Source organism: Demequina sp. (genome assembly GCF_047975725.1).
Lineage (GTDB): Bacteria > Actinomycetota > Actinomycetes > Actinomycetales > Demequinaceae > Demequina.
The window spans coordinates 1-24,509 of the sequence record NZ_JBKEED010000003.1 but is presented as its reverse complement, the minus strand read 5'-3'; the positions used below and the strand labels follow the sequence as shown (position 1 = coordinate 24,509).

General features: G+C 68.1%; 19 protein-coding genes and 1 pseudogene. 6 read left to right on the top strand and 14 right to left on the bottom strand.

Annotated features, from left to right (window positions below; all coding sequences use genetic code 11):
- Positions 1 to 6 precede the first annotated feature (6 nt).
- The 4 genes from ACK5NO_RS00285 to ACK5NO_RS00270 all read right to left on the bottom strand — a co-directional run bounded on the left by ACK5NO_RS00285 (position 7) and on the right by ACK5NO_RS00270 (position 6,054).
- Complete coding sequence (locus tag ACK5NO_RS00285; protein ID WP_416810659.1) at positions 7 to 894, bottom strand: sugar ABC transporter permease; 888 nt, start codon at positions 892 to 894, stop codon at positions 7 to 9.
- A gap of 2 nt (positions 895 to 896) precedes the next feature.
- Positions 897 to 2,501 carry an ABC transporter permease subunit gene (locus ACK5NO_RS00280; protein WP_416810658.1) on the bottom strand — a complete coding sequence of 535 codons (1,605 nt, stop codon included), beginning with the start codon at positions 2,499 to 2,501 and terminating at the stop codon, positions 897 to 899.
- A gap of 102 nt (positions 2,502 to 2,603) precedes the next feature.
- Positions 2,604 to 3,875 (bottom strand): sugar ABC transporter substrate-binding protein, encoded by a 1,272-nt coding sequence (locus tag ACK5NO_RS00275; RefSeq protein WP_416810657.1) that lies wholly within the window; start codon positions 3,873 to 3,875, stop codon positions 2,604 to 2,606.
- Between the two features lie 154 nt (positions 3,876 to 4,029).
- On the bottom strand, positions 4,030 to 6,054 hold the full coding sequence (locus ACK5NO_RS00270) for a beta-galactosidase (RefSeq protein ID WP_416810656.1): 2,025 nt from the start codon (positions 6,052 to 6,054) through the stop codon (positions 4,030 to 4,032).
- Between the two features lie 386 nt (positions 6,055 to 6,440).
- Between ACK5NO_RS00270 and ACK5NO_RS00265 the strand changes: the two genes are divergently transcribed.
- The 3 genes from ACK5NO_RS00265 to glgB all read left to right on the top strand — a co-directional run bounded on the left by ACK5NO_RS00265 (position 6,441) and on the right by glgB (position 11,875).
- Positions 6,441 to 7,454, top strand: a complete 1,014-nt coding sequence (locus tag ACK5NO_RS00265; protein WP_416810740.1) for a LacI family DNA-binding transcriptional regulator — start codon at positions 6,441 to 6,443, stop codon at positions 7,452 to 7,454.
- A gap of 74 nt (positions 7,455 to 7,528) precedes the next feature.
- Positions 7,529 to 9,529: an alpha-1,4-glucan--maltose-1-phosphate maltosyltransferase gene (locus tag ACK5NO_RS00260; RefSeq protein ID WP_416810655.1), complete on the top strand. Its 2,001-nt coding sequence runs from the start codon at positions 7,529 to 7,531 to the stop codon at positions 9,527 to 9,529.
- Positions 9,530 to 9,709: 180 nt separating this feature from the next.
- Positions 9,710 to 11,875 carry a 1,4-alpha-glucan branching protein GlgB gene (gene glgB, locus ACK5NO_RS00255; RefSeq protein WP_416810654.1) on the top strand — a complete coding sequence of 722 codons (2,166 nt, stop codon included), beginning with the start codon at positions 9,710 to 9,712 and terminating at the stop codon, positions 11,873 to 11,875.
- Between the two features lie 77 nt (positions 11,876 to 11,952).
- On the opposite strand, the gene ACK5NO_RS00250 is transcribed toward glgB, so the two are convergent.
- The 3 genes from ACK5NO_RS00250 to ACK5NO_RS00240 are packed head-to-tail and all read right to left on the bottom strand — an operon-like array spanning position 11,953 to position 14,963.
- Positions 11,953 to 12,888, bottom strand: coding sequence for a tetratricopeptide repeat protein (locus ACK5NO_RS00250; protein ID WP_416810653.1), 936 nt, complete (start codon positions 12,886 to 12,888; stop codon positions 11,953 to 11,955).
- A gap of 6 nt (positions 12,889 to 12,894) precedes the next feature.
- Entirely contained in the window at positions 12,895 to 13,881 is a 987-nt protein-coding gene (locus ACK5NO_RS00245) for a hypothetical protein (RefSeq protein ID WP_416810652.1), read from the bottom strand.
- On the bottom strand, positions 13,878 to 14,963 hold the full coding sequence (locus ACK5NO_RS00240) for a hypothetical protein (RefSeq protein WP_416810651.1): 1,086 nt from the start codon (positions 14,961 to 14,963) through the stop codon (positions 13,878 to 13,880). Before ACK5NO_RS00240 ends, ACK5NO_RS00245 begins: the two co-directional genes overlap by 4 nt.
- Before the next feature lie 139 nt (positions 14,964 to 15,102).
- On the opposite strand from ACK5NO_RS00240, the gene ACK5NO_RS00235 reads away from it, so the two are divergent.
- Positions 15,103 to 17,928: a hypothetical protein gene (locus ACK5NO_RS00235; RefSeq protein ID WP_416810650.1), complete on the top strand. Its 2,826-nt coding sequence runs from the start codon at positions 15,103 to 15,105 to the stop codon at positions 17,926 to 17,928.
- A 20-nt stretch (positions 17,929 to 17,948) separates the two neighbouring features.
- The gene (locus ACK5NO_RS00230) at positions 17,949 to 18,353 is read left to right on the top strand and encodes a hypothetical protein (protein WP_416810649.1); all 405 of its coding nucleotides are present in this window, start codon (positions 17,949 to 17,951) and stop codon (positions 18,351 to 18,353) included.
- Between the two features lie 11 nt (positions 18,354 to 18,364).
- On the opposite strand, the gene ACK5NO_RS00225 is transcribed toward ACK5NO_RS00230, so the two are convergent.
- The 4 genes from ACK5NO_RS00225 to ACK5NO_RS00210 all read right to left on the bottom strand — a co-directional run bounded on the left by ACK5NO_RS00225 (position 18,365) and on the right by ACK5NO_RS00210 (position 21,794).
- Positions 18,365 to 19,162, bottom strand: a complete 798-nt coding sequence (locus ACK5NO_RS00225; protein ID WP_416810648.1) for an alpha/beta fold hydrolase — start codon at positions 19,160 to 19,162, stop codon at positions 18,365 to 18,367.
- A gap of 37 nt (positions 19,163 to 19,199) precedes the next feature.
- Positions 19,200 to 19,925, bottom strand: coding sequence for an alpha/beta hydrolase (locus tag ACK5NO_RS00220; protein ID WP_416810739.1), 726 nt, complete (start codon positions 19,923 to 19,925; stop codon positions 19,200 to 19,202).
- Position 19,926: 1 nt separating this feature from the next.
- Positions 19,927 to 20,238, bottom strand: a complete 312-nt coding sequence (locus ACK5NO_RS00215) for a hypothetical protein (RefSeq protein WP_416810647.1) — start codon at positions 20,236 to 20,238, stop codon at positions 19,927 to 19,929.
- A gap of 89 nt (positions 20,239 to 20,327) precedes the next feature.
- On the bottom strand, positions 20,328 to 21,794 hold the full coding sequence (locus tag ACK5NO_RS00210; protein WP_416810646.1) for a GH1 family beta-glucosidase: 1,467 nt from the start codon (positions 21,792 to 21,794) through the stop codon (positions 20,328 to 20,330).
- 185 nt (positions 21,795 to 21,979) lie between these two features.
- On the opposite strand from ACK5NO_RS00210, the gene ACK5NO_RS00205 reads away from it, so the two are divergent.
- Positions 21,980 to 22,744, top strand: a complete 765-nt coding sequence (locus ACK5NO_RS00205) for an alpha/beta hydrolase (protein WP_416810645.1) — start codon at positions 21,980 to 21,982, stop codon at positions 22,742 to 22,744.
- A 147-nt stretch (positions 22,745 to 22,891) separates the two neighbouring features.
- Here the strand turns inward: ACK5NO_RS00205 and nucS are convergent, their stop codons facing one another.
- The 3 genes and pseudogenes from nucS to ACK5NO_RS00190 form a co-directional block, all read right to left on the bottom strand.
- On the bottom strand, positions 22,892 to 23,587 hold the full coding sequence (gene nucS, locus ACK5NO_RS00200) for an endonuclease NucS (protein ID WP_416810644.1): 696 nt from the start codon (positions 23,585 to 23,587) through the stop codon (positions 22,892 to 22,894).
- A gap of 3 nt (positions 23,588 to 23,590) precedes the next feature.
- Complete coding sequence (locus ACK5NO_RS00195; protein WP_416810643.1) at positions 23,591 to 23,860, bottom strand: F0F1 ATP synthase subunit epsilon; 270 nt, start codon at positions 23,858 to 23,860, stop codon at positions 23,591 to 23,593.
- Between the two features lie 2 nt (positions 23,861 to 23,862).
- Positions 23,863 to 24,509, bottom strand: a pseudogene (locus ACK5NO_RS00190) (F0F1 ATP synthase subunit beta); the annotation flags it as partial.

Genomic DNA, 24,509 nt, shown 5'->3' with positions numbered 1-24,509 from the left:
CTCCCGCTAACCCTTGACCGAACCGGCCGACAGGCCGCCCACGATGTACTTCTGGAGCGACAGGAACAGGATGAGCACGGGGATCGAGGCGATCACGGCGCCGGCCGAGAACAGGCCCCAATTGGCGCTGAGTTGGTTCGACACCCACTGGTACATGCCCACTGCCAGCGTCCACTGGTCCTGAGAGACCAGCACGATCCTGGCGAGGATGAAGTCACCAAAGGCCGAGATGAACGCGAGCAGGCCCACGACCGCGAGGATCGGGGTGACCAGCGGCATGATCAGGCGCCAGTAGATCTGCGAGTGCGTGGCACCGTCAATCTTGGCGGCCTCGTCGATCTCCACGGGAATCGAGTTGAAGAAGCCGTACATGAGGAACGTATTCGCACCCAGCGCACCGCCCAGGTACACGCAGATGAGGGCAATCTTCGAGTTGATGCCCAGCGCGGGCGCCACGTTGCCGAGCGCGGTCAGCAGCAGGAAGACCGAGATGAACGCCACGGTCTGCGGGAACATCTGGATGATGAGCAGCGTGGTGAGGCCGGGCCTGCGGCCCTTGAAGCGGAATCGCGAGAATGCGTACGCGGCGGCAGCACCCATGAGCACCGCACCGAACGACGACGCGAGGCCCACGATCAGCGTGTTGCCCACCCAGGTCCAGTAGGACGTGTCACCCAGCGCGGCGTAGTTCGACAGCGACATGTTGCTGAACAGCGACGTGGTGCTCGACAGCGTGCCCGCGCTCGACAGCGACGAGGACAGCACGTACACGAGCGGGAAGACCGAGTAGAAGATGATCACGGCGGCGACGGGGTACTTCCACCCCACCTCGCCCCACCAGCGCGAACGGCGGGTGGGAGCCTTGCGGTGAATCCTGATGCTCTGCGTGGCCATGGCTAGATCTCCTCAAGCTTGCGGGTCTGGCGGAAGGCGATCGCGGAGATCACTCCGACCACGACGAACACGACGATGGACAGCGCGGAGGCGAGGCCATAGTCGGCCGCACCGCCGGAGACACCGGAGATGTTGTAGATCGCGGAGATGAGGATGTCCGTCGATCCCAGCCCACTGGTGCCCGCGAACGGCGGCCCACCCTCCGTCAGCATGTAGATGATCGTGAAGTTGTTGAAGTTGAAGGCAAACGACGCAATGGCAAGCGGCGCGGTCGAGATCATCAGCAACGGCAAGGTGATGGACCGGAACTGGCGCCAGCGGCCCGCGCCGTCAATGCGCGCGGCCTCCATGGTCTCGCCGGGCAGCGACTGCAGCGCGCCGGTGCACACCAGGAACCAATACGGATAACTCAGCCACAGATTCACCCACAGGATCGCGACCTTCGCCAGGAACGGGTCACCCAGCCAGTTGATGTCCGCACCAAAGAAGAACCAGTCGTTGATGATGCCGAACTCGCGGTTCAGCATGCCCTGCCACAGCAGCGCGGACATGAACGCTGGGAAGGCATACGGCAGGATGAACAACGTGCGCAGGGTGCGGCGCGCGCGGATTCGCGGGTCGTTGTAGATGATCGCGAACAGGAGTCCGAGTCCAAAGCTCGTGAGCACCGTCAGGATCGCAAAGGCAAAGGTCCACGCCGTCACCTTGAGCAGAGGCTGGGCGAGCGTCGAGTCCGTCACCGCACGCACGAAGTTGTCGAAGCCGACAGTCACCACCCAGCCGGTGGGCAGGCGCGTGCCATCGTCGGCCACGAAGTTGCCCGTCTCAGTCGCGTGGTAGACCACGCCGGTCTCGGTGTTAGTCAGCGTCGCGGTCTCGGGGTCCCATTCGAGCGAGGAACCGTAGACAGCGGCGCTCGAGCCGTCGCGGGTGCGCAGCGAGCCATCCTCCGCATCGTCCGAGACAGGCACGCGCAGCTCGGTCACTGCCTCCTGGAGGTCAGGGTCGGCGAACAGTTCGGACCGAGGCACGATCTCCCAGCCGGGCACCTCGGTGGGACGGGTGTCCTCATCGACAGTGGCACCATCGACAGGGGCGAGCGGCTCCTCCGCGGTGCCCACCTGCACGATGCCGTCGGCGTCGGTCACGGCGAAGCCGATCTCGCTGCCGTTGTCGACAATGGCGAGGGGGTACGACGGCAAGTCCTCAACACGACGTTCGTCCTGAATCAGGGCGGCATCGACGGCCTGCTGCATGGAGCCCGCGTGGCCGGTGCCGTAATTCGTGAAGGCCACATAGGCCGTGTAACCCAGGGTGAAGATCTGGAAGACCAGCAGGAAGACCAGTCCGGGGTAGATGTACTTCAGCGGCAGCATGCGCCGCGTGAAGTAGATGATGTCAGCAACGACGAGCAGGGCCGTCGAGGCAGCGAGGACGCCCCAGGCCTCGACGTTCCAGGCCGACAGGATGATGGAGACGCCGAGCGCATTGACCAGGCCCATCAGGATGAGCTTCACAACGAAGCCCACGCCGAAACCGCGCCATTGGCGCGCGTGGGACTCGTTGGGCTTCAGTGCGCCTTGCGTGGTACCCGTGTCGACCGACATCAGTTCTCCTGTCCCGCGGTCATGTGGTGTAACTCAAAGGTGAAGGGGACTTACCGACTGCGGGGGCGAGTGCTCGCCCCCGCAGTCGGTTCGTAGGCGGTCTTAGCCGCCGATGCTCGCCTCAAGTGCGGCGACCATCTCGTTCCAGGTACCGACGGGGTCGTCGGTCACACCGGTGATGATCTGGATCTCAGCGGCGTTCCACAGGTCCCACACGTTGCCCATCTCGGGGATCGACGGCATGGGCACACCCTGCGAAGCAGAGGCAACGAAGCCGGCGGTGATCGGGTCGCTGGAGACCTCCTCGGCAAGCGAGGTCAGGGCGGGAACACGGGGGTCGGCTTCGTACAGGATGCGCTGAGCGTCCTCGGTAGCCATGTAGTTGACCAGGAAGTCCTGGGCCAGCAGAGCGTTCTCGGACTGCGAGCTCACGTAGAAGCCCTGCACACCCACGAACGGAGCAGCCTCTTCGCCACCGGCCGAGACCATCGGCGACACCATGAGGTTCATGTCACCGCTGTCGAAGAACGGCATCCAGGGACCCTGCAGGATGAAGGGCACCTCACCCGACGCGAACAGCTCGTTCGAGGTGTCGTAGTCGATGGTGTCGCTGAAGTAGCCGGTGCCGGCCTGACCGTTGTCGTAAAGGAACTGCGCGAAGGCCTCGCCAGCCTCGCCGCCCATGCCGACCTCGCTGGTGTACGAACCGGTCTCGTCCTGGACGAACACGGGGGCGCCGAACGAGGTCTGCAGCGGGTAGGCGCTGTAGCCGTCGCCGCCGGTGCCGTTCGTGTACAGCAGGAACGGACGGTCCTCGAAGCCAGCGTCAACCGACATCTGGATCATCTCTTCCCAGGAGGTGGGGGCCACGTCGCCGACGAGGTCCACGTTCTGGATGAGGGCGATCGCCTCGGTCGAGTAGGGCAGGCCGTAGAGCTGGCCGTCGTAGGTGAACGCGTCCACCGCAACCTGCTCGAAGTCGTCAGCGACATCGCCCAGGTCGACCGAATCAACCACGCCGGCCTCGATGAGCGCACCCAGCCAGTCGTGGGCGCCGACCGTGATGTCGGGGCCCTCGCCCGTGGGAACCTGAGCCACGAAGTCGTTGCGCAGGTCCTCGAAGTTCTTCTGAACGAGCTCGACGGTCGCGCCGGTGTCGGCCTCGAACTGCTCAGCCGCCGCAGCGAGAGCGCCCTCGCGCTCAGCGTCGGTCCAAATGGTCAGGGTCTGGCCCTCACCCGAGGGAGCCTCGGTGGTCTGCTCGGGGGTAGCCGTGTTGGTGTTCGTCTCAGCGGGCTCCGGGTCGCTGCTGCACGCGGCGAGGAGCGCGGCGGTCGCCACCAAGGCGGCCCCCATACCAATCTGCTTGCGCATCTTCTCTTCCTTCCAGAGAGGTGGTCACCCCACGCGTCTCAGATGAGATCGCGGCGTTGCGACCGAGTGGTCCTTTCAGCCTAGGCGGCAAAAAGGTCTTGCGTCGGGTTGTGATGGTTTCGTTGCATTGACGGCCAAACCGCCTGACAGGTGATCAACTTCGATACCCTGCCTGCCGAGCCTGAGCGGTGCGCACGACGGCAACGTCGCCTCCCGCCAGTTCGAGCGTTCCTTCGATCTCAGTACCCGTCAACAGATCGGTACCCGTGATCTCCAGCTCTGCATCAGCGTCGTCGTGGTTGACGACGATGACGAAGTCGTGTTCGTCCCCGTGGCGCGTGAGCACCTCAAGGGTCTCGGGGTGCCCCGAGGGGCTCACCCCCGCATCGGCGTAGACGCCGGACATGACGGCGGAGAGTTCGCCCACCGACAGCCGCGTGCCGATGTACCAGCCCGCCCCCTGGCCGTGGACGTGGCGCGTGATCGCGGGCTTGCCCGCTCCGGGGCCGTCGACAAAGGTGCCGCACACCTTGGCACCGGCAAGAGCGATGTCCTCAGCCCACACATCCGCCGTGAGGTGCTCGCCATCGAACTCAACGGTCTGCGTGCGGCCCTCGCGCAGCGGTAGGAACTCCTCGATCGTGAGGCCAAGGGCGTCCTTGAGCGGCGCACCGAAGCCACCCTCGTGGACCCGCTCATTCTCGTCGACGATGCCGGAGAAGCAGCCCACGAGCAGAGTTCCGCCCTGGGCCACGTACTCCGTGAGGTTGCGTCCTGCCTGCTCCGTGAGCAAGTAGGACGAGGGAGCCACCACGAGCTTGTACTGGCTCAGGTCCGCCTCGGGGTGCGCGAAGTCGATGGTGATGCCATCGCGCCACAGGCGCTCGTAGTAGGCGCGCATGCGCTCACGGAACTGCAGGTCGTCGGAGGGACGCCACTCAAGCTCGTGTGCCCACATCGACTCCCAGTCGTAGAGCACGGCCACATCGGCGACCACGCGAGAGCCCTTGACCTCGGCGATGTCCTTGAGGTGAGCACCCAACTCGGTGACCTCGCGGAACACCCGCGAGTTCGTGCCGGCGTGAGGGATCATCGCCGAGTGGAACTTCTCCGCGCCAGAGCGCGAGGCGCGCCACTGGAAGAACATGATCGCGTCTGCGCCACGACCGACGTGCGTCAGCGCATTGCGGCGCATCTCCCCCGGTCGCTTGGCGACGTTGTGGCCCTGCCAGTTCACAGCCGACGTGGAGTGCTCGAGCAGCATCCAGGGGTTGCCGTGTGCGACAGAACGCGTGAGGTCTGCCGACAGGGCGAGACCCACGTGGGCGTTCTCGTCGGGAGCCCACAGGTAGTGGTCGTCCGCGACGACGTCAACTTCCTGGCCCCACTTCCACAGGTCCGCGTTCCAGGACTGGTGCGCCATGAAGTTGGTGGTGATGGGCTGCGAGGAGTGCGCCCGGAGCACATCGCGCTCAATTCGGAAGCACTCGCGCAGCTGGTCGTCGGTGAAGCGGGCCCAGTCGAGCTTCATCGCCGGGTTCGCGATGGTCGGGGTCGCGGCGGGGGCCACCACGTGCTCCCAGTCGTCGTAGCGCTGACCCCAGAACGCGGTGCCCCACGCGTAGTTGAGGCCCTCGAGGGTCTCGTAGCGGCCCTGGAGCCAGCGACGCCACGAGGCCACAGCGCGCGGCCCAAAGTCCTCGGCCACCGGCACGCCGTACTCGTTGTGGACGTGCCACAGCACGACGGCCGGGTGGCTCGCGTAGCGCTTTGCCAGCTCGGTCGCCATGCGGGCGATCGCGGCGCGGTACTCGGTAGAGGCGTGGGAGGCCATGCCGCGCGAGCCGAAGCCCATCACGGTGCCGTCCTTGAGCGTCACCCGCGAGTCGGGGTAGGCGTGGAAGAACCAGGCCGGCGGCGACACCGAGGGCGTACCCAGGTCAGCGCTGATGCCGTTGGCGTGCAGCAGGTCGAGCAAGTCGTCGAGCCAGGCGAAATCGTACATGCCTTCCTTGGGCTCAAGCATGGCCCAGGAGAAGATTCCGACGGACACCAAGTTGACGCCGGCTTCACGCATAAGCCGTACGTCCTCGTCCCACACCTCGCGGGGCCACTGCTCGGGGTTGTAATCCCCGCCGTAGACCATGCCGTCGAGAGCGGGCCAGGCATCTGCCGTCATGACACTCCATTGGATCAGGCGGCGCTGAGAGCCGCGACTTCTCGTCACATGATTCGGGGACTGTGACCGGTCCCAGTGTTACGCCCCGACGGGCCGCTTTGCAAACCCTCGGCGCACATCGTGACCCAACTGTGACCCTCCTCCTTGGGGGTGAATGGAAACGTTTACATCGTTCTGGCCAGCATAGCCTGGACCTCGTGTCGCGCACAACGGCCTCAAAAATGGAACCGTTTACTTTCCGTTCGTGCGTCCAACTCCGTGAGCCTCCTACCCCCGCCAGGGCGGACTCCGCGGCCCACCGGAGACCACCCGCGCTGTGACCGGGCACAGTCCGGCGTGCCGGTGAGCCCTGCCGAGGTGGCGCAAAGGCTACGCTGGCAGTCGTGATCACCGAAGCAAATGCACGGCGCAAGCCGACCATCCGCGACGTTGCCGCCGCGGCGGGAGTGTCGCGCGGCACCGTGTCGCGTGTGATCAATGGGGGTCACTGGGTCTCCCCTAGTGCGCGCGAAGCCGTCGAGCGTGCCATCGAGGAAACCGGCTACTACGCCAACCACCACGCCCGATCCCTCGCGACTGGCCGCGCCAATTCGATCGCGTTCCTGCTGACCGAGCCCACCCAGCTGCTCTTCGACGACCCCACGTTTTCGATCTTGCTGCGCGGGGCTGCAGAGGCGGCTGCCAAGCGCCACCGCACGCTCGTCTTGCTCATGGCGGGCACCCACGAGGAGCGAGAGACCGTCACCCAATTCGTGCGCGGGGGCCACGTTGACGGCGTCCTGCTGATCTCGTCGCACGGCGACGACCCCATGGTCGACGCGCTGACCTCTGCAGGCATCCCCACGGTCGCGTGTGGCCTTCCCGTCGAGCCACGACACGACGTCGTGACCGTCTCCGTCGATGAAGTCGGCGGCGCCCGTGCGGCCATCGCGCATCTGGCCAACACCGGGCGTCAGCGCATCGCGATGATCGCCGGTCCCCCTGATCTGCCGGGCGGAAAGTTCCGCCTCGTCGGCTACCGCGAGGAGCTCGGCAACCGACTCGACGAGTCGCTCATCGACCAGGGTGACTACTCGACTGCCTCAGGAACTGCGGCGATGGACCGCCTCCTCGACCGCGCCCCAGACATTGACGCCGTCTTTGCCGCCTCGGACCGCATGGCCGCCGGCGCCATCCTCGCGTTGCGCAGGCGCGGCAAGTCGGTGCCAGAAGACGTCGCCGTGGTCGGGTTCGACGACTCAGGCCTCGCAGAGACGATGGACCCTCCACTGACCACCATGCGCCAGCCATTCGACGAGATCAGCGAGCAAATGGTCGAGCTCCTCGACCGCATCGTCGACGGGCAGCAGGTCGCTTCTCGCACTCTCCCGGCCCAACTCGTGAGGCGCGCCACCGCCTAAGCCGACACGCGCATCGGCCCCCAGAAGGCAGCCCGGTGGCACCGCACGCGAGTAATCCCGGGTAAGTTCAACCCATGGCGTTCCCTGGTGAGCTGTCCGTCGGCCGCATCCCCGTCGTAGGCGTGGGGCCATCGCTCGAAGAGGGCCGTTGGTCGGCCCGTGCCGTGGTGGGAGAGGCGGTGCCCATCTGGGCGACCATCTTCCGCGAGGGCCACGATTCCGAAGGTGCCACGGTGGTGGTGACCAGGCCTGATGGCAAGCACGACGTGTTGCCCATGCCGTGCAAGGACTGGGGCAACTCCCTGTACGAGGTCGCGTACATTCCCCGCGTCGAGGGCCCTCACACCTTCCGCGTCGAGGCGTGGTCGGACCCCTATTCCACGTGGGCACACGCCGCCGAGGTCAAGGTCAAGGCCGGCGTCGACGTCCAACTCATGCTCGACGAGGGCGTGATGGTACTGAGCCGCGCGGTCAAGGAGGTACGCCGCAAGGCCGCGCGCAAGGAGCTCCTGGAGCAGGCCATCGCCTCGCTGCGCAATGTGGACCTCGCGCCGCTGGCACGGCTCGCCCCCGCGATCGGCGAGGCCGTTCACGAGGAGATGACCGAACGTCCCCTGCGCGAATGGGTGAGCCCCTCTCGCGAGTACCCGCTGCTGATCCAGCGCGAGAAGGCCCTCGTGTCCGCCTGGTACGAGATCTTCCCCCGCTCCGAGGGCGCACGCTTCAATAAGAAGACGGGTGAATGGCGCACGGGCACCTTCACCACCGCAGCCAAGCGCCTGCCGGCGATCGCCGCCATGGGCTTCGACGTGGTGTACCTCACGCCGATCCACCCCATCGGTGTGACGCACCGCAAGGGCCGCAACAACTCGCTCAAGGCCGAGCCGGGCGACCCCGGCAGTCCCTACGCCATCGGCGCGGACGAGGGAGGGCACGACGCCATCCACCCTGAGCTGGGCACCATGCGCCAGTTCAAGAACTTCGTGGCACACGCTCGCGAAGAGGGCCTCGAGGTCGCGCTCGACATCGCGCTGCAGTGCTCCCCCGACCACCCCTGGGTCACCGAGCACCCCGAGTGGTTCACGCAGCGCGCCGACGGCACCATCGCCTACGCGGAGAACCCGCCCAAGAAGTACCAGGACATTTACCCCCTGAACTTCGACAACGACCCGGAGGGCATCTACCACGCCATCCGGGACATGCTCCAGGTGTGGATCGACGCAGGCGTGACCCTGTTCCGTGTCGACAACCCCCACACCAAGCCGCTGACGTTCTGGGAGCGCCTGCTCGCGGACGTCGCGCGCACCCACCCCGACGTCATCTTCTTGTCGGAGGCCTTCACCAGGCCGGCGATGATGCACACCCTTGCGCGCATCGGCTTTCACCAGTCCTACACCTACTTCACGTGGCGCCAGAACGCCGAGGAGATGGGCGAATACCTCGAGGAACTCGCTGGCGAGTCGAGCTTCTACATGCGTCCCAACTTCTGGCCCACCACGCACGACATCCTCACGCCCGACATGCAGGCAGGCGGCGCCGCCCTACACCAGGCGCGCGCGGTGATCGCCGCGACCGGGTCGCCGTCCTACGGCATCTACACGGGCTACGAGCTCGTCGAGAACGTTCCCCGCCCGGGCGTCGAGGAACACATCGACAACGAAAAGTACGAGTTCAAGGCCCGCGACTGGTCCCAGACCGAGCTCTACGGCGTCAAGGACATCCTTGAGCGACTCAACGCCGCCCGCGCTCGCCACGTCGCTCTGCGACGTCTACGTGGCCTCAAGGTCCACCGCAGTTCCAACGAACACATCCTGTGCTTCTCGCGCCACGTCCCGGCCGAAGAGTCGCCGACCGGCCGCGCCGACACCGTCATTGTCGCGGTCAGCCTCAACCCCCACGTGGTCCATGACGCGATCATCACTCTCGACATGGAAGCCATCGGGCTCGCCGACGACGCGCGCCTGGTGGTGGACGACGCCCTCACCGACGCGACCTACACCTGGGGCCGCGAGTTCTACGTGCGCTTCGACCCCCACGTCACCATGGCGCACGTGGCGGGGGTGCGCGCACTATGACGCGCCCGCGCTGCATTGGCCTGTCTCATCAGGGACGATGCGCTGGTCGAGGGACCAAGGTGGTGGACCGTCCTCGGGGTGGGCACGCTAGGGTCAGGGCATACGTCTTTTCGCGGTGCGCACGAGCGGGCTTGCCCTCCCGTGTGCGTGCCATCAGGCCCGATTCATAGGCGGTGAGCAGTGGCACTCAAGGAGTTTGACCTGAGCGTGTTGGCGGATGTGGCCGCCGGCACCCATCACGAGCCCCACGCGGTCCTCGGCCCGCATGCTGACGGCGGCTCTGTGACCATCCGTGTGCTGCGCCCCGCGGCCGCAGCAGTGTCCATCGAGACGCTCGACGGCACCTTCGAGGCCGAGCATGAGCACGCGGGGATATGGCGTCTCGAGGTGCCCGGCGGCGACGCCCCGGACTACCGGGTGCACGTGACCTACGAAGGTGACCCGCACGTCCAGGACGACCCGTACCGGTTCCTGCCCACCTTGGGCGAGCTGGATCTGCATCTGATCCGCGAGGGTCGGCACGAAAAGCTCTGGGACGTGCTGGGCGCCAACGTCCACCGCTACCCGTCCGTGTTGGGAGATGTCTCCGGCACGGCCTTCGCGGTGTGGGCGCCCAACGCACGCGCCGTGCGCGTCGTCGGTGACTTCAATCACTGGCAGGGCGCGACCCACGCGATGCGTTCGCTGGGCTCGTCGGGCGTGTGGGAACTGTTCGTTCCGGGCGTCGGCGATGGTGCCGCTTACAAGTACGAGATCCTCGGCAAGGACGGCCACTGGAAGCAGAAGGCCGACCCGATGGCTCGGCGCACGGAGGTGCCGCCGCAAACCGCATCGGTCGTCACGGAGAGCGGCTACGAGTGGAACGACATCGAATGGATGACCCGGCGCGAGTCCGCCGAGCCCCACCGCTCCCCCATGTCGGTCTACGAGGTGCACCTGGGCTCGTGGCGCCAAGGGCTGTCCTACGTCGACTTGGCCAAGGAGCTTGTCGACTACGTCAAGGAGATGGGCTTCACCCACGTCGAGTTGATGCCCGTGATGGAGCACCCGTTCGGCGGCTCCTGGGGCTACCAGGTGACGTCGTACTACGCACCGACCTCGCGCTTTGGCACGCCCGATGACCTGCGCCTGCTGATCGACACGCTCCACCAGGCCGGCATTGGTGTACTCCTCGACTGGGTGCCTGGTCACTTCCCCAAGGACGAGTGGGCGCTGGGCCGCTTCGACGGCACGCCGCTGTACGAGCACCCCGACCCCCTGCGCGGCGAACAGCCCGACTGGGGCACGTTCATCTTCGACTTTGGGCGCCGCGAGGTGCGCAACTTCCTGGTAGCCAACGCGATCTATTGGCTCAAGGAGTTCCACGCCGATGGCCTGCGCGTGGACGCCGTCGCGTCGATGCTCTACCTGGACTACTCGCGCCAGGCCGGTCAGTGGCGACCCAACGTGCATGGCGGCCGCGAGAACCTTGACGCCATCGCGTTCTTGCAAGAAGCCAACGCGACCGCCTACCGCAACTGCCCCGGCATCGTGATGATCGCCGAGGAGTCGACGGCGTGGCCGGGCGTCACCGCTCCCACGAACGCGGGCGGGCTCGGGTTTGGACTCAAGTGGAACATGGGCTGGATGAACGACACCCTGCGCTATCTGCGCGAGGCACCGGTCAACCGCTCCCACCACCACCACACCGTGACGTTCTCGATGATGTACGCCTTCTCCGAGCAGTTCATGCTGCCGCTGAGTCACGACGAGGTCGTCCACGGCAAGGGCTCGCTCTTGGCCCGCATGCCGGGCGACCATTGGCAGCGCGTCGCAGGCGTGCGTGCCTTGCTCGCCTACCAGTGGATGCACCCCGGCAAGAAGCTGCTGTTCATGGGCGGCGAACTGGGCCAGGAGGCCGAGTGGTCCGAGGGCCGCTCGCTGGACTGGTGGCACCTCGACGACACCCTGCACGCTGGCCTCAAGGACATGGTGCGCGACCTCAACGCGCTGTACGTGTCGACGCCGGCCCTGTGGGAGCGCGACGCTGACCCCCAGGGCTTCGCGTGGATCGACGCGGACGATGCTGCTCGCAACGTGCTGACGTTCCTGCGCTGGGACAGCCAGGGCGAGCCGGTGGCGGTGGCGATCAACTTCGCTGGCGTGCCGCACGAGGGTTACCGCCTCGCGCTACCCACCGAGGGCGCCTGGGACGAGGTTCTCAACACGGATTCCGAGACCTACGGCGGCTCGGGCGTGGGCAACCTTGGCCAGGTGGTCGCGACCAAGCGTGCTGCTGGCTCCTGGGACTTCAGCGCCCAGGTGCGCCTACCTCCGCTCGGCGTGGTGGTCTTCCGCCCCGCCTAAACCGTCAAATGGATCCATTTTCATCAGTAGGGGCGAACGCCCCACGATGAAAATGGATCCATTTGACGGAAGAGGGGCTAGAACAGGGCCGATGCGAGGGCTGCCCTGGCAGCCCCCACGCGAGGATCGGCGGAACCCACCACCTCGAACAGGTCCACGAGGCGCGTACGGATACGCTCACGGTCGTCCCCTGCCGTGCGACGCACGAGGTCGATGAGACGCCCAAAGGCGTCCTCGACTTTGCCGCCCATGAGGTCGAGGTCGGCGACGGCGAGCTGCGCGTCCACGTCGTCGGGAGCGTCGGCCGCGGCCTTGCGTACCGCGTCCAGGTCCGCAAGCCGCGAGCGCTCCATGAGCCCCACCTGGGCGCGTCCTGCGCGCGCCTCGGCGTCCTTGGGGTTCTCCCGCAGTGCACGGTCGTACGCGTCGATGGCCGCAGCGAAGTCCTCGCGCTCGATCGCGTCGTAGGCCTCTTGGTGCAGCGGGGGCAGCGGCTCGGGCTCTGGCTCGGCGGCAGCCTCGCCATCAGCCCCGCCCACACGCCCGGTGACCCCGTTCTGGCGCGCCACCTCGAGCACCTGGTCAAGGATGCCCGCGATCTGCTCGTCGTCGGCATTGCCCTGGAACAGCGGGGCGGGACGCTGAGCGATCAGCGCCATGACAGTCGGCACCGCCGTGATCTGGAAGGCCTGAGCGAGCCCGGCCTGGGTGTCGATGTCGCACGTGCCGAGCACGAAGGCACCGTCGTAGCGTGCCACGACGGCCCGCATGCGTTCGACCAAGTCCTTGGACGCGGGAGAGGCCGAGGACAGGAACACGATGAGGATCGGGACCTGAGTCGACTGCTGGGCGAGATCCTGCAGGCCCTGCTCGGTCACCACGATGGGGGCCGGGAGGGCGGTGGCGCCGCCAGTGCCGTCGCTCACCGGAGCGGCCGGAGCCTGTGCGGTCCCCAAGAGCTGGGACAGGTCGACGGAGCCGCGCAGCGGCGCCTCGTGGTTCTGGGAGGTCATGTTCGCCTAACTGTCGGAGACCTTGATGAGGTTGTGCTCGGCGGCCACCACGGCGGGCAACGCGTCCGTGCCCTCAGCGGGAAGGTGGATCACGATGAAGTCGCGGTACGTGTGCGTCACCGTATCGTCGAGTTCGCCGCTCAGCAGGGGCTTGTCCTCGTCGGCAATCGACACGGTCGCGTCCTCGACGGTAAACGACGAGGTGATTCTCAGCGGAACAAAGACGAGCGCCCCACCATCGGCGGTTGCCATCGCGTACGTCTTGTCGAGCGCGGGCTGGATCTTCTCGACGTACTCCCCGCCGGCCTCCTTGGCCGCATCGGAGTGCGTCTTGCGTGCCGCAAAAAGCCGCTCACGATAGGTGTCCGCGGCAAAGGCCTCGTTGAGGTCGGAGCCCGAGCCAGTGCGAAGGAGGTCCATGTACTGCTCGACCGCTTGCTGCGGACTCGTGCCTACCGAGGTGTCGTCGAGCGCCAACTGTGCTGCGCCGGTCGACGGGCCGGGCATCGCCGGCAGCGTCGCGCCAGGGATCATATGACCCCACTCGCGGAACTGATAGTCCGTGTCGATGTCCTCTTGCACCCACAGCATGACCACGGGCGTCTCGTCCTCCGAGGGCTGCTCGGAGACCGTCACCATGGTGCGCGGCCAGTCCTCGGCGGCGGAAACGTACACCGCCTGCATGGTCGACGGCAGCACCGTGGGCGCGGGCCCGTCTTCCGCCTTGGCGAGCGTGTACTCGGCGCCACGCACGGTGATCACGCCCCCGCCCACACGGTCGGTCAGGAGCGACGTGTCCTTGGCCGCATCTGCGGCGGCGAGTTCGGCCATGGTCTCGTCAACGATGCGGGTGGATTGGGTATCGAGCAAGGCACCCGAGGCCGCCATCGGCGGGGCCGACGTGACGGGCGCAGGGACCTCGGCGACACAGCCCGCGAGCGCGAGCGCGCCGAGCGATGCCACGGCCATGGTGCGGACAATCCTGGTGCTCATGGTCGCTCCTGTCCCTCGGGGGGCGTGACTGGGTGCCAGGGCGAAGATGGGGACGAGGGCTCGCTCGGCTCGGCAGGCGTTACGGGCGTGGCTGGCGTCGCGGGCTCCGTGGGGCTGAGGGCCGATGCGGGGGCCGCTTGCGTACCAGCCTCACCGAACGCTGCCGCGTCCTCGGCAGCGGACTCGGCATGGGGTGCGGAAGCCGCGGAGGCGGCCGTCGCCGCGCGTCGTGGCGACGTCACTACGGGCGCGGGCGGAAGGTCGTCGTCGTCCCGCAGGCTCGCCTCCGGCAGATGCTCACCATTGGCCCGGCGTGCGCGCCGGGTCCCAGGCTCGGGATCGGCTTCGTCGGTGACCTTCTGGCGCTTGGCCATCCATTCCTCGCCCTTGGCCTGCGCGGGACGCAGGTCAATGAAGCGCAAGATGAGCGCGATGATGCCGACGACAGTGAGGAACGCGCCCCACCAGATCAGCGGAGTGATCCACCCATCCTGCACGTCACGGGTCTGGGTCATGTCGACGGAGGTCAGCGGGGTCCCGTCGCGGCTCACGACTACCAGTACCTCGCCCTCAGGCACGTCGCTCGCCACGATCGACAGCCGCTTGCTGCCACGGAACTCCTCGCGCCAGTGGTCCTGCGAGCCTTGGGCAAGCAGGTCAACAGTGGGCTGCTCGGCCTCGGCCGAAGGCGACACCGTGGGGGAAGGTTCTGTGGCGGGCTCGCTCGCGCTCGGCGAGGTCGACGGGCTCGGCGACACTGTCGGCTGGGGTTGCGCGGTGTCAGTAGAGAGCCGCTCCCAGTCGGGAAGGCCCGTGACATAGGTGACGTCATAGGCGGCAAGCCAAGCCTCAGCATCGGCAGGGCGAGCGGTCAGGCCCACGATCGCGCCATCGCCACTGAAGCCCAACCGGTTGTCACCCGCGAAGGCAATCATCTCGGGCTCGTACACCACCACGGCAGTGTCGACTGTGGCGTCGGGCTGAACCTCTCGCGGTGGACGCTGCGCATCGGCAATCAACCCGACGGCAAGCAGCAGTACACCGATCGCGCCGGCAACCAGCGCGGTGGTCCTCAGACTCACATTTCCTCCCTTTGCTCCCATCCACTCTAGGAGATGCGCATGTGAGAGCGCACAGGGCGCTTTGTCTGCGCTCCGTGCGCGCATTACCCTGGTGGACGGATCGAGCGTCCCCGCGTGGGGCCGCCAAAGGAGACCTAGCATGCCCGAAGACACCCTTCCGTTTCCAGTAGCGATGCGCGGCTACGACCGTGAAGCGGTGGCCGCACACGTGGCCCAGCTCGAGGACGCCCTGCGTTCGTCGAAGGCTGCGGCGCAGCGCGCTGAGGACGAGGCAGCCCAGACCAAGAGCAAGCTCGATGAGGCCCAGAGGACTCTGCGCGAGGCGGATCAGCCCACGTACAAGGGCCTTGGCGCGCGCGTCGAGCAGTTGTTGCGGTCGGCCGAGGAGCAGTCCTCCGACGTGGTCCAGCGGGCCAACACGCACGCCCAAGACACCGTGGCTCGCGCGACTGTCGCGGCCCAGCAGTTGCGCGCGCGTGCGGACAACGAGGTCGCCGAGATTCTCGCGCAGAGCCGCCGCGAAGCCGACGAGATCCGCACCGCGGCGGAGTCGGATGCCACCAACGCCAAGGATTCCGCCCAGCGCCAGTCGGGCGAGATCCTTGAGCGCGCCCGCCGTGATGCTCAACGCGAAGTCTCCGCTCTCGAGGCCCAGGCCGCGGAGTTGCGCGCCACCGCCGAGCGCGAGGCGCACACCACCCGCGCCGTTGCCGAGCGCGAGAGCACGGAGATGCGCGTCGCCTCCCAACGCGAAGCGACCGAGGCCCTTGAGGCGGCCCGGTCTGAAGCGGAAGCCCTGCTCGCCTCCGCCCGCGATGAGCGCGAGTCCCTGGGCCTGCAGGCCGAAGAAGCTCTGGGCGCCGCGCGCGAAGAGGCCAAGCGACTGGCGGCCGAGGCCGCGGAGGCGAAGGCGAACGCTGAGGCGGAGGCCTCCGACGTGCGCACGACCGCTGAGGCCGATGCCGCCACCATGCGCAACGAGGCCCAGACCTTCCTGACTCAGGCCAACCGCGACGCCGAGACGGTGCGCGCGGAGGCGCACACCGACGCCCGCGATATGCGTGCGGAGGCCCAGCGCGAGTCCCAGGCCCTGCGCACCGAGACCGACGAGTACGACGACCTCACCCGTTCCGACGCGGAGGACTACGCGACCGCGACCCGCAAGGAAACCGACGCCTACGCGGGCACCGAGCGCCAGGCCGCCGACGACTACCGCGCCGCTACCGAGACCGAAGCCCGCGACACTGCGGCGGCTCTCACCGCTGCTGCCGAGGCCGCCGCTGCCGCGGTGCGCGCGAGCGCCGACGAGTACGACGCCGCGCAGCGTGCGCAGGCAGATGCTGACACCACCGCGCTGCGGGAGAGCACCGACGCGTACGACCGTGACACCCGCGGCGGAGCCGACGAGTACAGCGTGTCGACGCGCTCCAAGGCCGACGACTACTCGACCACGACCAGGACCCAGGCCGACGAGTACTCGGCGGCGACCGGCACGCAGGCGGATGACTACTCGGCCTCCACCCGTGCTCAGGCGGACGACTACGCAGCCTCGACCCGCGCATCGGCCGATTCCTATGACGTCGCCACCCGCAGTGGCGCGGACGAGCACCTGGCCAGGATCCGCATGGAGGCCAACGAGCTCAACCGGACCGTGCGTGCGGATGCCGACGAGTTTGCCGCCTCCGTGCGCGCACAGGCCGCGCAGGCAGCGGCGGTGCTCGCCGCAGAGGCCGCCGCGCACGACGAGTCCGTGCGATCGGCTGCCGACGAGTACGACGCCGCCACCCGCGCACAGGCCGCGCAGCACCTCGCTGAGGTCCAGGCCACCGCGGCTGAGCACGATGCGCAGGTGCGCGCGGCCGTCGACGCCTACGACGCTCGGGTGCGTGCCGAGGCCGCCGACCACGATACGCAGGTGCGTGCGGCCGCCGAGGCCTACGACGCCCAGACGCGCGCCGATGGCGAGGCCCACGCGGCCAAGGTGACCGCCGATGCCGAGTCCTACGACGCCTCGACCCGCACGACGGCCGACGAGTACGCGGGTGCCACCCGCGCCGCAGGCGAGTCCTACGCACGCGGCGTGCGCAAGGAGGCGGACGCATACGACGCCAACGCCCGCCGCGACGCCGAGGAGTACGCCCAGACCACGCGCCGCGAGGCCGACGACCACGCCGCGCGTGTGCGCCGCGAGGCCGAGGACTTCGACGCGCACCAGCGCAACGAGACCACGGCTTACGTCGAGGGCGCGCGCCGCGAGGCAGACGCCTATTCGACGCAGACCCGCGAGGGCGCCGATCGCGACGCCACGCGTGCCGCACAGGCCGCACAGGACGCCGCCGAGCAGCGCCTGGCAGACGCCCAGCAGGAGGCCAAGGCGATCATCGCCCAGGCCACCCGCGAGGCGCAGGCAGCGTTGGCGACCGCACACCAGGACGTCGAGGCCGCGACCGAGGAGGCCCGTCGCACCCGCGAGGACCTGCAGGTCGAGGTCGCTCAGCGCCGCGAGAACGCCGAGCGCGAGCTCAGCCGCCACCACGAAGAGGCGCAGGCAGAAACCGCACAGATGGTCGCGGACGCCCGCAAGCGCGCCGACGAGGCAGAGGACCGCCTGAGTGCCGCCCTCGAGCGTGCCGAGACCGTGCGCCGCGAGGCCGAGGTGCACTCGCAGACCTTGCTGTCCAACGCCCGCAACAACGCCGACGAAATCGTCACTGAGGCACGTGAGCACGCGGAATCGATCATCTCGGAGGCGGTGTCGGACGCCGAGCGCGAGCGCACCAACGCCGCCCGCGAGGTCGAGGACCTGCACCGTCAGCAGGAGTCCATCACGGGCTACCTCGACGATCTGCGCGGCCTGCTGGGCACGGACCCGGTGTCCGGCCTCCAGCGCGCGGCGGCTCTGTCGCCGCCCACCGCTGCCTCTCCCGTGGCGGCGTCTGCGCCCGGCACCACCCCTAAGAACTGACGCCACCGAGACCGTGACCGATGACCGCTGAACCGCCCGTCTCGCCGCACCTGCGCCGCGCGCAGGCACTCGAGCGGGCGCGTCAGGCGGAGAGCCGCCAGGCGGGCGAACTGGTGCGCCAGTTCGCGGCTGACGCGCAGGCCGCAGGCCTCCCGCCCGTGCGCTTCACGGCGCGGCCATACGATGGTGGCTCTCGGTATCGCACGGACGTCGAGGGCTGGTACCTCAAGCGCGACCAGAGCGTCGGTGTGGGCACCGATGGACTGTTCTACGTCATGTCGGTGCCGCGCAGTTGGCGTGCCCGGTTCACGGGTGCGCACCTCGAGCCCTCGGACCCCCCACTGGAACTGGGCAAGGGCGGTCGCGATGGTGAGTCCATGCCCATGGCGCAGGCGCTCGCCCAGCGCCTGGACTGGCCCCGCTGACGGCTAGAAAGTCACGACGCGAGCAGCGGCGCTAGCGCCTTCGCCACCTCGACGGGCGCCTCAAGGGCCGCGATGTGCCCCACTCCCGCAAGCGTGACGGGCTCGACGCCAGCGGCCTGCGCCATCGCCGCACCTTCGGTGCGGCGCACGACCGAGTCGAGTTCGCCCAGCACCACCACCACGGGGGCGTCGACGGAGCGCAGCACCTCGGTGCGGTCGGGGCGGGCAGCCATCGCGCGCTGGCCCCACGCGACCCCGTCTCCTCGCTGGCGCGACAGGTTCAGTGCGGCCCATTCGACGAGTTCCTCGCGGGCTGGTCCCTGGGTGCCGATGAGCGACTCGGCGGCGGCCCGTGGGTCGGGCACTCCCCCGGCCCGCTCCGCGGCCTCGGCGGCCGCACGGCGACGCTCGAGCTGTTCCTCGTCGTCCGCCGCAGCCTTGGTGCACACGAGCCCCAACCCGGCCACCGCATCGGGCCATCGCTGTGCGACCGCGAGCGCCACGTAGCCACCCATCGAGCAGCCCACCCACACGGCGGCCGATGCGCCCGTCGCCTCTCGCATCGCCAGCACCGCAGCATCCGCGATGAGGTCGAGCCCGGGTTCCTCGTCGGTCAGCGGCATCTCGCCGATGCCCGGCATGTCAAAGGTGATGATGTCGCGATCGCGGGCCTCGGGCCACGAGGCGATCAACGGCTCCCATTGCGCCCTGTCCAGGGGGAACGCATTGAGCAGCACGATGGGTGCAGCCGCGGGCGTCGGGACGTCAGGAAGGGTGGCGTCGGCGTCCTGGGTGTCGGTGTCACTCACGTGTGCTCCCTAGGGGGTGTGGGGCGGCCGGTCGTGTCTATTGCACCACGTCGGTGGGCACCTCGGCGGGCAGCGGCGCGCGTCCGGGCGCTACGCGCTCGACGATCGTGTCGAGCACGATCCGCACGTACTGCTCCCCCACCCACAGGTGCTTGGCGCCCTCGATGGGCAGCAGTTCGAGCTGGGTGAGCAGCGCAAAGCGCTCGCGCGCCTCCTCGGGCTTCAAGAAGTCGTCGTGCTCGGGCACGAGCGCCGTCACGGGCTTGTCCGTCGCGGCCCAGCGCTCGAGGTCGGCGTCCTTCGCGCGGTGCAGCGGCGGCGACAGCAGGATCGCGCCCTCGACGTCCAGGTCCGCGCCGTGCATGAGGGTGAGTTCGGTGCCGAAGCTCCAGCCCACGAGCCAGCGATGAGGCAGGCCCCTGGTGACGGCGAAGTCCACGGCGGCCCGCACATCGGCGCTCTCGCCCACTCCTTCGTCGAACGTGCCCTCGCTCGTGCCACGCGGAGACGACGTACCGCGGGTGTTGAAGCGCAGCACCGCAACGTCAGCAAGATGCGGTAGGCGCCACGCCGCCTTGCGGTACACGTGCGAGTCCATGAAGCCGCCGTGCGTGGGCAGCGGGTGCAGCGTGATGAGCGTCGCGACGGGCGGGCGGCCCTCGGGTAGCGCCAGTTCGCCGACGAGTTCGAGCCCGTCCTCCGTGGTCAACACGATGTCCTCGCGAATCGCGGGCAACACCGTCATCGAACGGATCTCGGTCATGTCAGGCACGCGTCCTCCCAAACGTGTTCCAGCAGTTCGTGTGCCAGTGGCGGCGGGTCGCGGCGGCGGCGTCCGCGCCGAACAGCCCGTCGGACGGCCACGCGACCAGGTGGGTCACGTCGCCGGGGATGTCTTGCCCGCAGCCGGGGCACACGTAGGTCTTCTCCGACGGCCGGGGCGTGACGACGATGTACTCCTCGCCTCCCGGGCCGCTTTCACGGCGCCCTCCCGTGGCGTTCGCCAAGCGGTCGACGTCCAGTTCCGGGTGCGGCTGCCCGTAGGGGCGCTTGGACGACCGGCGCTTGGAGGGCATGCGGCAAGTCTACGGTTCGGCTCGGGCCGCACCGGCCCTGCCGCCCTGCTCGCCCGGCCGATGCGTGGGCTGGGCGAGTAGGACAGGCGTCAGAAGGTCCGGGGAGGGGTGTCGGCGAACTCGTCCACCGCATCGGCGCTGGGAACGGCGCGGGTGCGCAGCACCTCGCGGTAGAAGTACGCGGAGTCCTTCCACCGGCGCTCGAGCGTGTCGTAGTCGACCCGCACGATGCCAAAGCGCTTGGCGTAGCCCTGCGCCCACTCGAAGTTGTCCATCAGCGACCACGCGAGGTAGCCGCGGACGTCGGCACCCTCCTCAGCAGCATTGATGACGGCCTTGAGGTGGGCCTCGAGGTAGGCCACGCGGTCTGCGTCGCGCACGCGGCCGTCTGCGTCCACGACGTCATCCCAGGCGGAGCCGTTTTCGGTGACGTAGATGGGCTTGCCGGTCTCGCGGTGGATCTTCAGCAGGTGCGCGTGCAGCGCCGAGGGGTCGATGTTCCAGCCCATGGCCGTGAGCTTGCCGGGGGGCATCATGAACTCGATCTGCTCATCGCCCGGCCACGCGGTGCCCGCGCCGGCCTTGTGACCGTCCGCGAGGGTCGCCACCTCGGACTCAGGCGTGCCCTTGTGGGCGTTGAAGCGCACCAGGTGCGAGGCGTAGTAGTTGACGCCGAACCAGTCCACGCGCCCCTTCATCTCGTCCAGGTCGCCCTCGTGGACAAAGCTCCAGTCCGTCAGGTGCGCGGTGTTGGGCTTCAGGATCGCCGGGTAGGTGCCCTCGATGAAGGGCTCGTGGAACATGGTGTTCGCAAGCGCGTCGATGTGGGCCGAGGCCTCGCGGTCTTTGGGGTTGGACGGGTCCCAGGGGCGCGGCGTGTGGCAGTTGTTGACCAGGCCGATCTGGATGTCGGGGTTGACCGCCTTCATCGCCTGATACGCCCGCCCGTGGGCGAGGTTGAGGTGGTGGGCCGCGATCAGCGCCTCGACGGCGTCCGCGCGGCCGGGGGCGTGCGCGCCGGCGCCGTAGCCCACGAACGAACTCACCCACGGCTCGTTGAAGGTGGTCCAGGTGAGCACGTCGGCGCCGAACTCCTCGACCATGCGCACCGCGTAGGTGACGAACGCGTCGACGGTGTCGCGGCTCAGCCAGCCGCCCTCGTCCTCAAGCTCCTGCGGCAGGTCCCAGTGGTACAGCGTGATGAGCGGCGTGATGCCCTTGGCCTTGAGACGGTCGATCAGGCCGCGATAGAAGTCGATGCCCTCGGCATTGAACTCGCCGGTGCCGCCCGGCTGGACGCGAGGCCACGCGATGGAGAAGCGGTAGGCGTCCAGGCCCATCTCTTCCATCATGTCGACGTCCTCTTGCCAACGGTGGAAGTGGTCGCACGCGACGTCGCCGTTGTCGCCGCCGACCACCTTGTCGGGCGTGGCGCAGAAGGTGTCCCAGATGGATCGGCCCCGGCCGCCCTCGTTCACCCCGCCCTCGATCTGATAGGAGGCGGTGGCGGCTCCCAGCAGGAAGCCGTCGGGGAACTTCTGAGGCGTCGTTGTCATGCCCTCCAGTGTAGACGGAACGTTTCGACATTTTCTACCACTCGGTCAGGTTAGTTGGCGCCCGGCGGCACCGACGCCTCCCCCGGACTCTCGCCCACCCGGTTGATACCCGTCTCGACGGGATCTGCGGCGTGCCCGCGTGCCTGATACCCGTCTCGACGCGCTTGACCCCTACTGTGTGCGACATGGCCCATCTGACGTGCCGCTACTTCTCCGACGTGCTCGGGCTGTCGACCACCGCGACCGTGATCTTGCCCCAGGTCCAGCACGAGGCCGGGGTCCCCGGCGTCGACGCACTCCCCGACCGCCTGCCGGTCCTGTATCTGCTCCACGGGCTGTCCCAGGACGACGCGAGCTGGACGCGTCATACGGCGCTCGAAAGGTACGTCGCGCACAGGCCCATGGCCGTCGTCATGCCCGCCGTGCATCGGTCCTACTACGCCAACCAGGCCGACGGCTACCGGTACTTTGACCACCTCGCCGACGAGTTGCCGCACATCATGGCGAGCTTCTTCCCCTTGTCACAGCGCCGCGAGGACACGTTCATCGCGGGCCTGTCCATGGGCGGCTACGGAGCGATGAAGGCCGCGTTGCGCCGCCCGGACCGCTTCGCGGCCGCCGCGAGCCTGTCCGGCGGGCTCGATGTCACGGCCAAGCCCAATTCGTACCCCGAGGAGTGGCGACGCACGTTCGGCTCGCCCGAAACCTCGCGCGCAGCACACGAGGACGTCATCGAGATGGTGCGCCAGAGCGACCCCGCGACGCTGCCGCGGCTGTGGGCCTGGTGCGGCACCGAGGACTTCCTCCTCCAGGAGAGCCGGACGTTCCGCGACGCGTGCGCGAGCGCGGGTGTCCCCCTCGAGTACTCCGAGTCCCCCGGCGCCCACGACTGGCCCGCGTGGGACGAGCACATCCCCCGCCTGCTGGACTGGCTTCCGCTGGCTCGCTAGTCGCGGGCTCTTGGCTCCGCGGTGCCGTCCCTGCCCACGGATCGCCGTCGCGTCAGTACGGAGGGCACGTGCGCATCGGCCCTACTGACGATCCAGAGAGCGTCAGTGAGGAAGGCGCATCCCGGCCGATGCGCGGGCCCAGTCCCGCTAGAACAGCCGGGTGGTGGGGTCGTCGGCACCACGCATGGCGTCGTAGTCGAGTATCAGGCAGCGAATGCCGCGATCCTCGGCCAGCACGCGCGCTTGAGGTTTGATCTCCTGCGCCGCAAACACGCCCTGGACGGGAGCGAGCAGCGGGTCGCGGTTCATCAGTTCGAGGTAGCGGGTGAGCTGCTCGACGCCGTCGATCTCGCCGCGACGCTTGATCTCCACCGCCACGGAGGCGCCAGCGGAGGTGCGCGCAAGAATGTCGACGGGCCCGATGGCCGTCATGTACTCGCGCCGCACGAGGGTGTGCCCGTCGCCCAACAAGGCGATCTGCTCGGCGAGCAGCTCCTGCAGGTGAGCCTCCACGCCGTCCTTGATCAGGCCGGGGTCGACGCCCAACTCGTGCGAGGTGTCGGACAGGATCTCGTAGAGCTCTATCTCGAGTCGGTCGTCCGTCTTGTCGTGCTGAACGGTCCACACCTGGGTGACACCCGCATCGGCCTGCTCGGTGCTGGGCTCAACCTCGCGCGAGGTACACGGAGGGCTCATCCAGTTGAGGGGCTTGTACGAGCCTCCGTCGGAGTGAAGCAGCACGGAGCCGTCGGCCTTGACCATGATGGCCCTGGTGGCCAAAGGAAGATGCGCGCTGAGCCGCCCGGAATACCGGGCGGCGCAGCGCGCAATCACAACGCGCACGTATCAGTCCTCGGACGGCTCTGCCGGCTCCGCGACGATCGTGATGGTGTTGTGGTCGAACGACACGAATCCGCGCTTGATGGGGAACTCGAGGGTCTCCTGCGCGTCGGGACGCACCCGCACGGTGCCCGCCTTGAGCAGTGCGAGCACCGGCTCGTGGTTGGCGAGCAGCCCGATCTCACCCTCGACGGAGGGAGCGATCACGCGCTCCGCCGTCCCGGACCACAGAATGCGGTCCGGGGCGACGATGTCGACAGTCAGAGCGCCGGCCATGATCAGCCGATCTCCTTCTGGATGCGGGCCCAGTTCTTCTCGAGGTCCTCAAGACCACCGATGTTGAAGAACGCCTGCTCCGAGATGTGGTCGTACTTGCCGTCCACCAGGCCAGCGAACGCGTCGATGGTCTCGTCCATGGGAACCGTCGAACCGGGAACACCGGTGAACTGGGTCGCCATGTAGGTGTTCTGCGACAGGAACTGCTGGATCTTGCGAGCACGGGCGACGATGATCTTGTCCTCTTCGGACAGCTCGTCGACACCGAGGATCGCGATGATGTCCTGCAGCTCCTTGTTGCGCTGGAGGATCGACTTCACGTCGTTGGCGGTCGAGTAGTGCTTGGCACCCACGTAGCGCGGGTCCAGGATGCGCGACGTCGAGGCCAGCGGGTCGATCGCGGGGTACAGACCACGCGAAGCGATCTCACGCGACAGCTCGGTGGTCGCGTCGAGGTGCGCAAATGTCGTGGCCGGCGCCGGGTCGGGGTAGTCGTCCGCGGGGACGTAGAGCGCCTGCAGCGAGGTGTTCGAGTGGCCGCGGGTCGACGGGATGCGCGCCTGGAGCTGACCCCTCTCGTCCGCGAGGTGGGGCTGGTAGCCCCCGGCCGAGGGCATACGGCCCAGCAGCGTCGACGCCTCGGAGCCCG

Excerpts from the sequence above, each read along its gene's own strand:
- ACK5NO_RS00285 (WP_416810659.1), bottom strand. The coding sequence starts at position 894 with ATGGCCACGCAGAGCATCAGGATTCACCGCAAGGCTCCCACCCGCCGT.
- ACK5NO_RS00280 (WP_416810658.1), bottom strand. The coding sequence starts at position 2,501 with ATGTCGGTCGACACGGGTACCACGCAAGGCGCACTGAAGCCCAACGAG.
- ACK5NO_RS00275 (WP_416810657.1), bottom strand. The coding sequence starts at position 3,875 with ATGCGCAAGCAGATTGGTATGGGGGCCGCCTTGGTGGCGACCGCCGCG.
- ACK5NO_RS00270 (WP_416810656.1), bottom strand. The coding sequence starts at position 6,054 with ATGACGGCAGATGCCTGGCCCGCTCTCGACGGCATGGTCTACGGCGGG.
- ACK5NO_RS00260 (WP_416810655.1), top strand. The coding sequence starts at position 7,529 with ATGGCGTTCCCTGGTGAGCTGTCCGTCGGCCGCATCCCCGTCGTAGGC.
- ACK5NO_RS00250 (WP_416810653.1), bottom strand. The coding sequence starts at position 12,888 with ATGACCTCCCAGAACCACGAGGCGCCGCTGCGCGGCTCCGTCGACCTG.
- ACK5NO_RS00245 (WP_416810652.1), bottom strand. The coding sequence starts at position 13,881 with ATGAGCACCAGGATTGTCCGCACCATGGCCGTGGCATCGCTCGGCGCG.
- ACK5NO_RS00235 (WP_416810650.1), top strand. The coding sequence starts at position 15,103 with ATGCCCGAAGACACCCTTCCGTTTCCAGTAGCGATGCGCGGCTACGAC.
- ACK5NO_RS00230 (WP_416810649.1), top strand. The coding sequence starts at position 17,949 with ATGACCGCTGAACCGCCCGTCTCGCCGCACCTGCGCCGCGCGCAGGCA.
- ACK5NO_RS00220 (WP_416810739.1), bottom strand. The coding sequence starts at position 19,925 with ATGACCGAGATCCGTTCGATGACGGTGTTGCCCGCGATTCGCGAGGAC.
- ACK5NO_RS00215 (WP_416810647.1), bottom strand. The coding sequence starts at position 20,238 with ATGCCCTCCAAGCGCCGGTCGTCCAAGCGCCCCTACGGGCAGCCGCAC.
- ACK5NO_RS00210 (WP_416810646.1), bottom strand. The coding sequence starts at position 21,794 with ATGACAACGACGCCTCAGAAGTTCCCCGACGGCTTCCTGCTGGGAGCC.
- ACK5NO_RS00205 (WP_416810645.1), top strand. The coding sequence starts at position 21,980 with ATGGCCCATCTGACGTGCCGCTACTTCTCCGACGTGCTCGGGCTGTCG.
- ACK5NO_RS00195 (WP_416810643.1), bottom strand. The coding sequence starts at position 23,860 with ATGGCCGGCGCTCTGACTGTCGACATCGTCGCCCCGGACCGCATTCTG.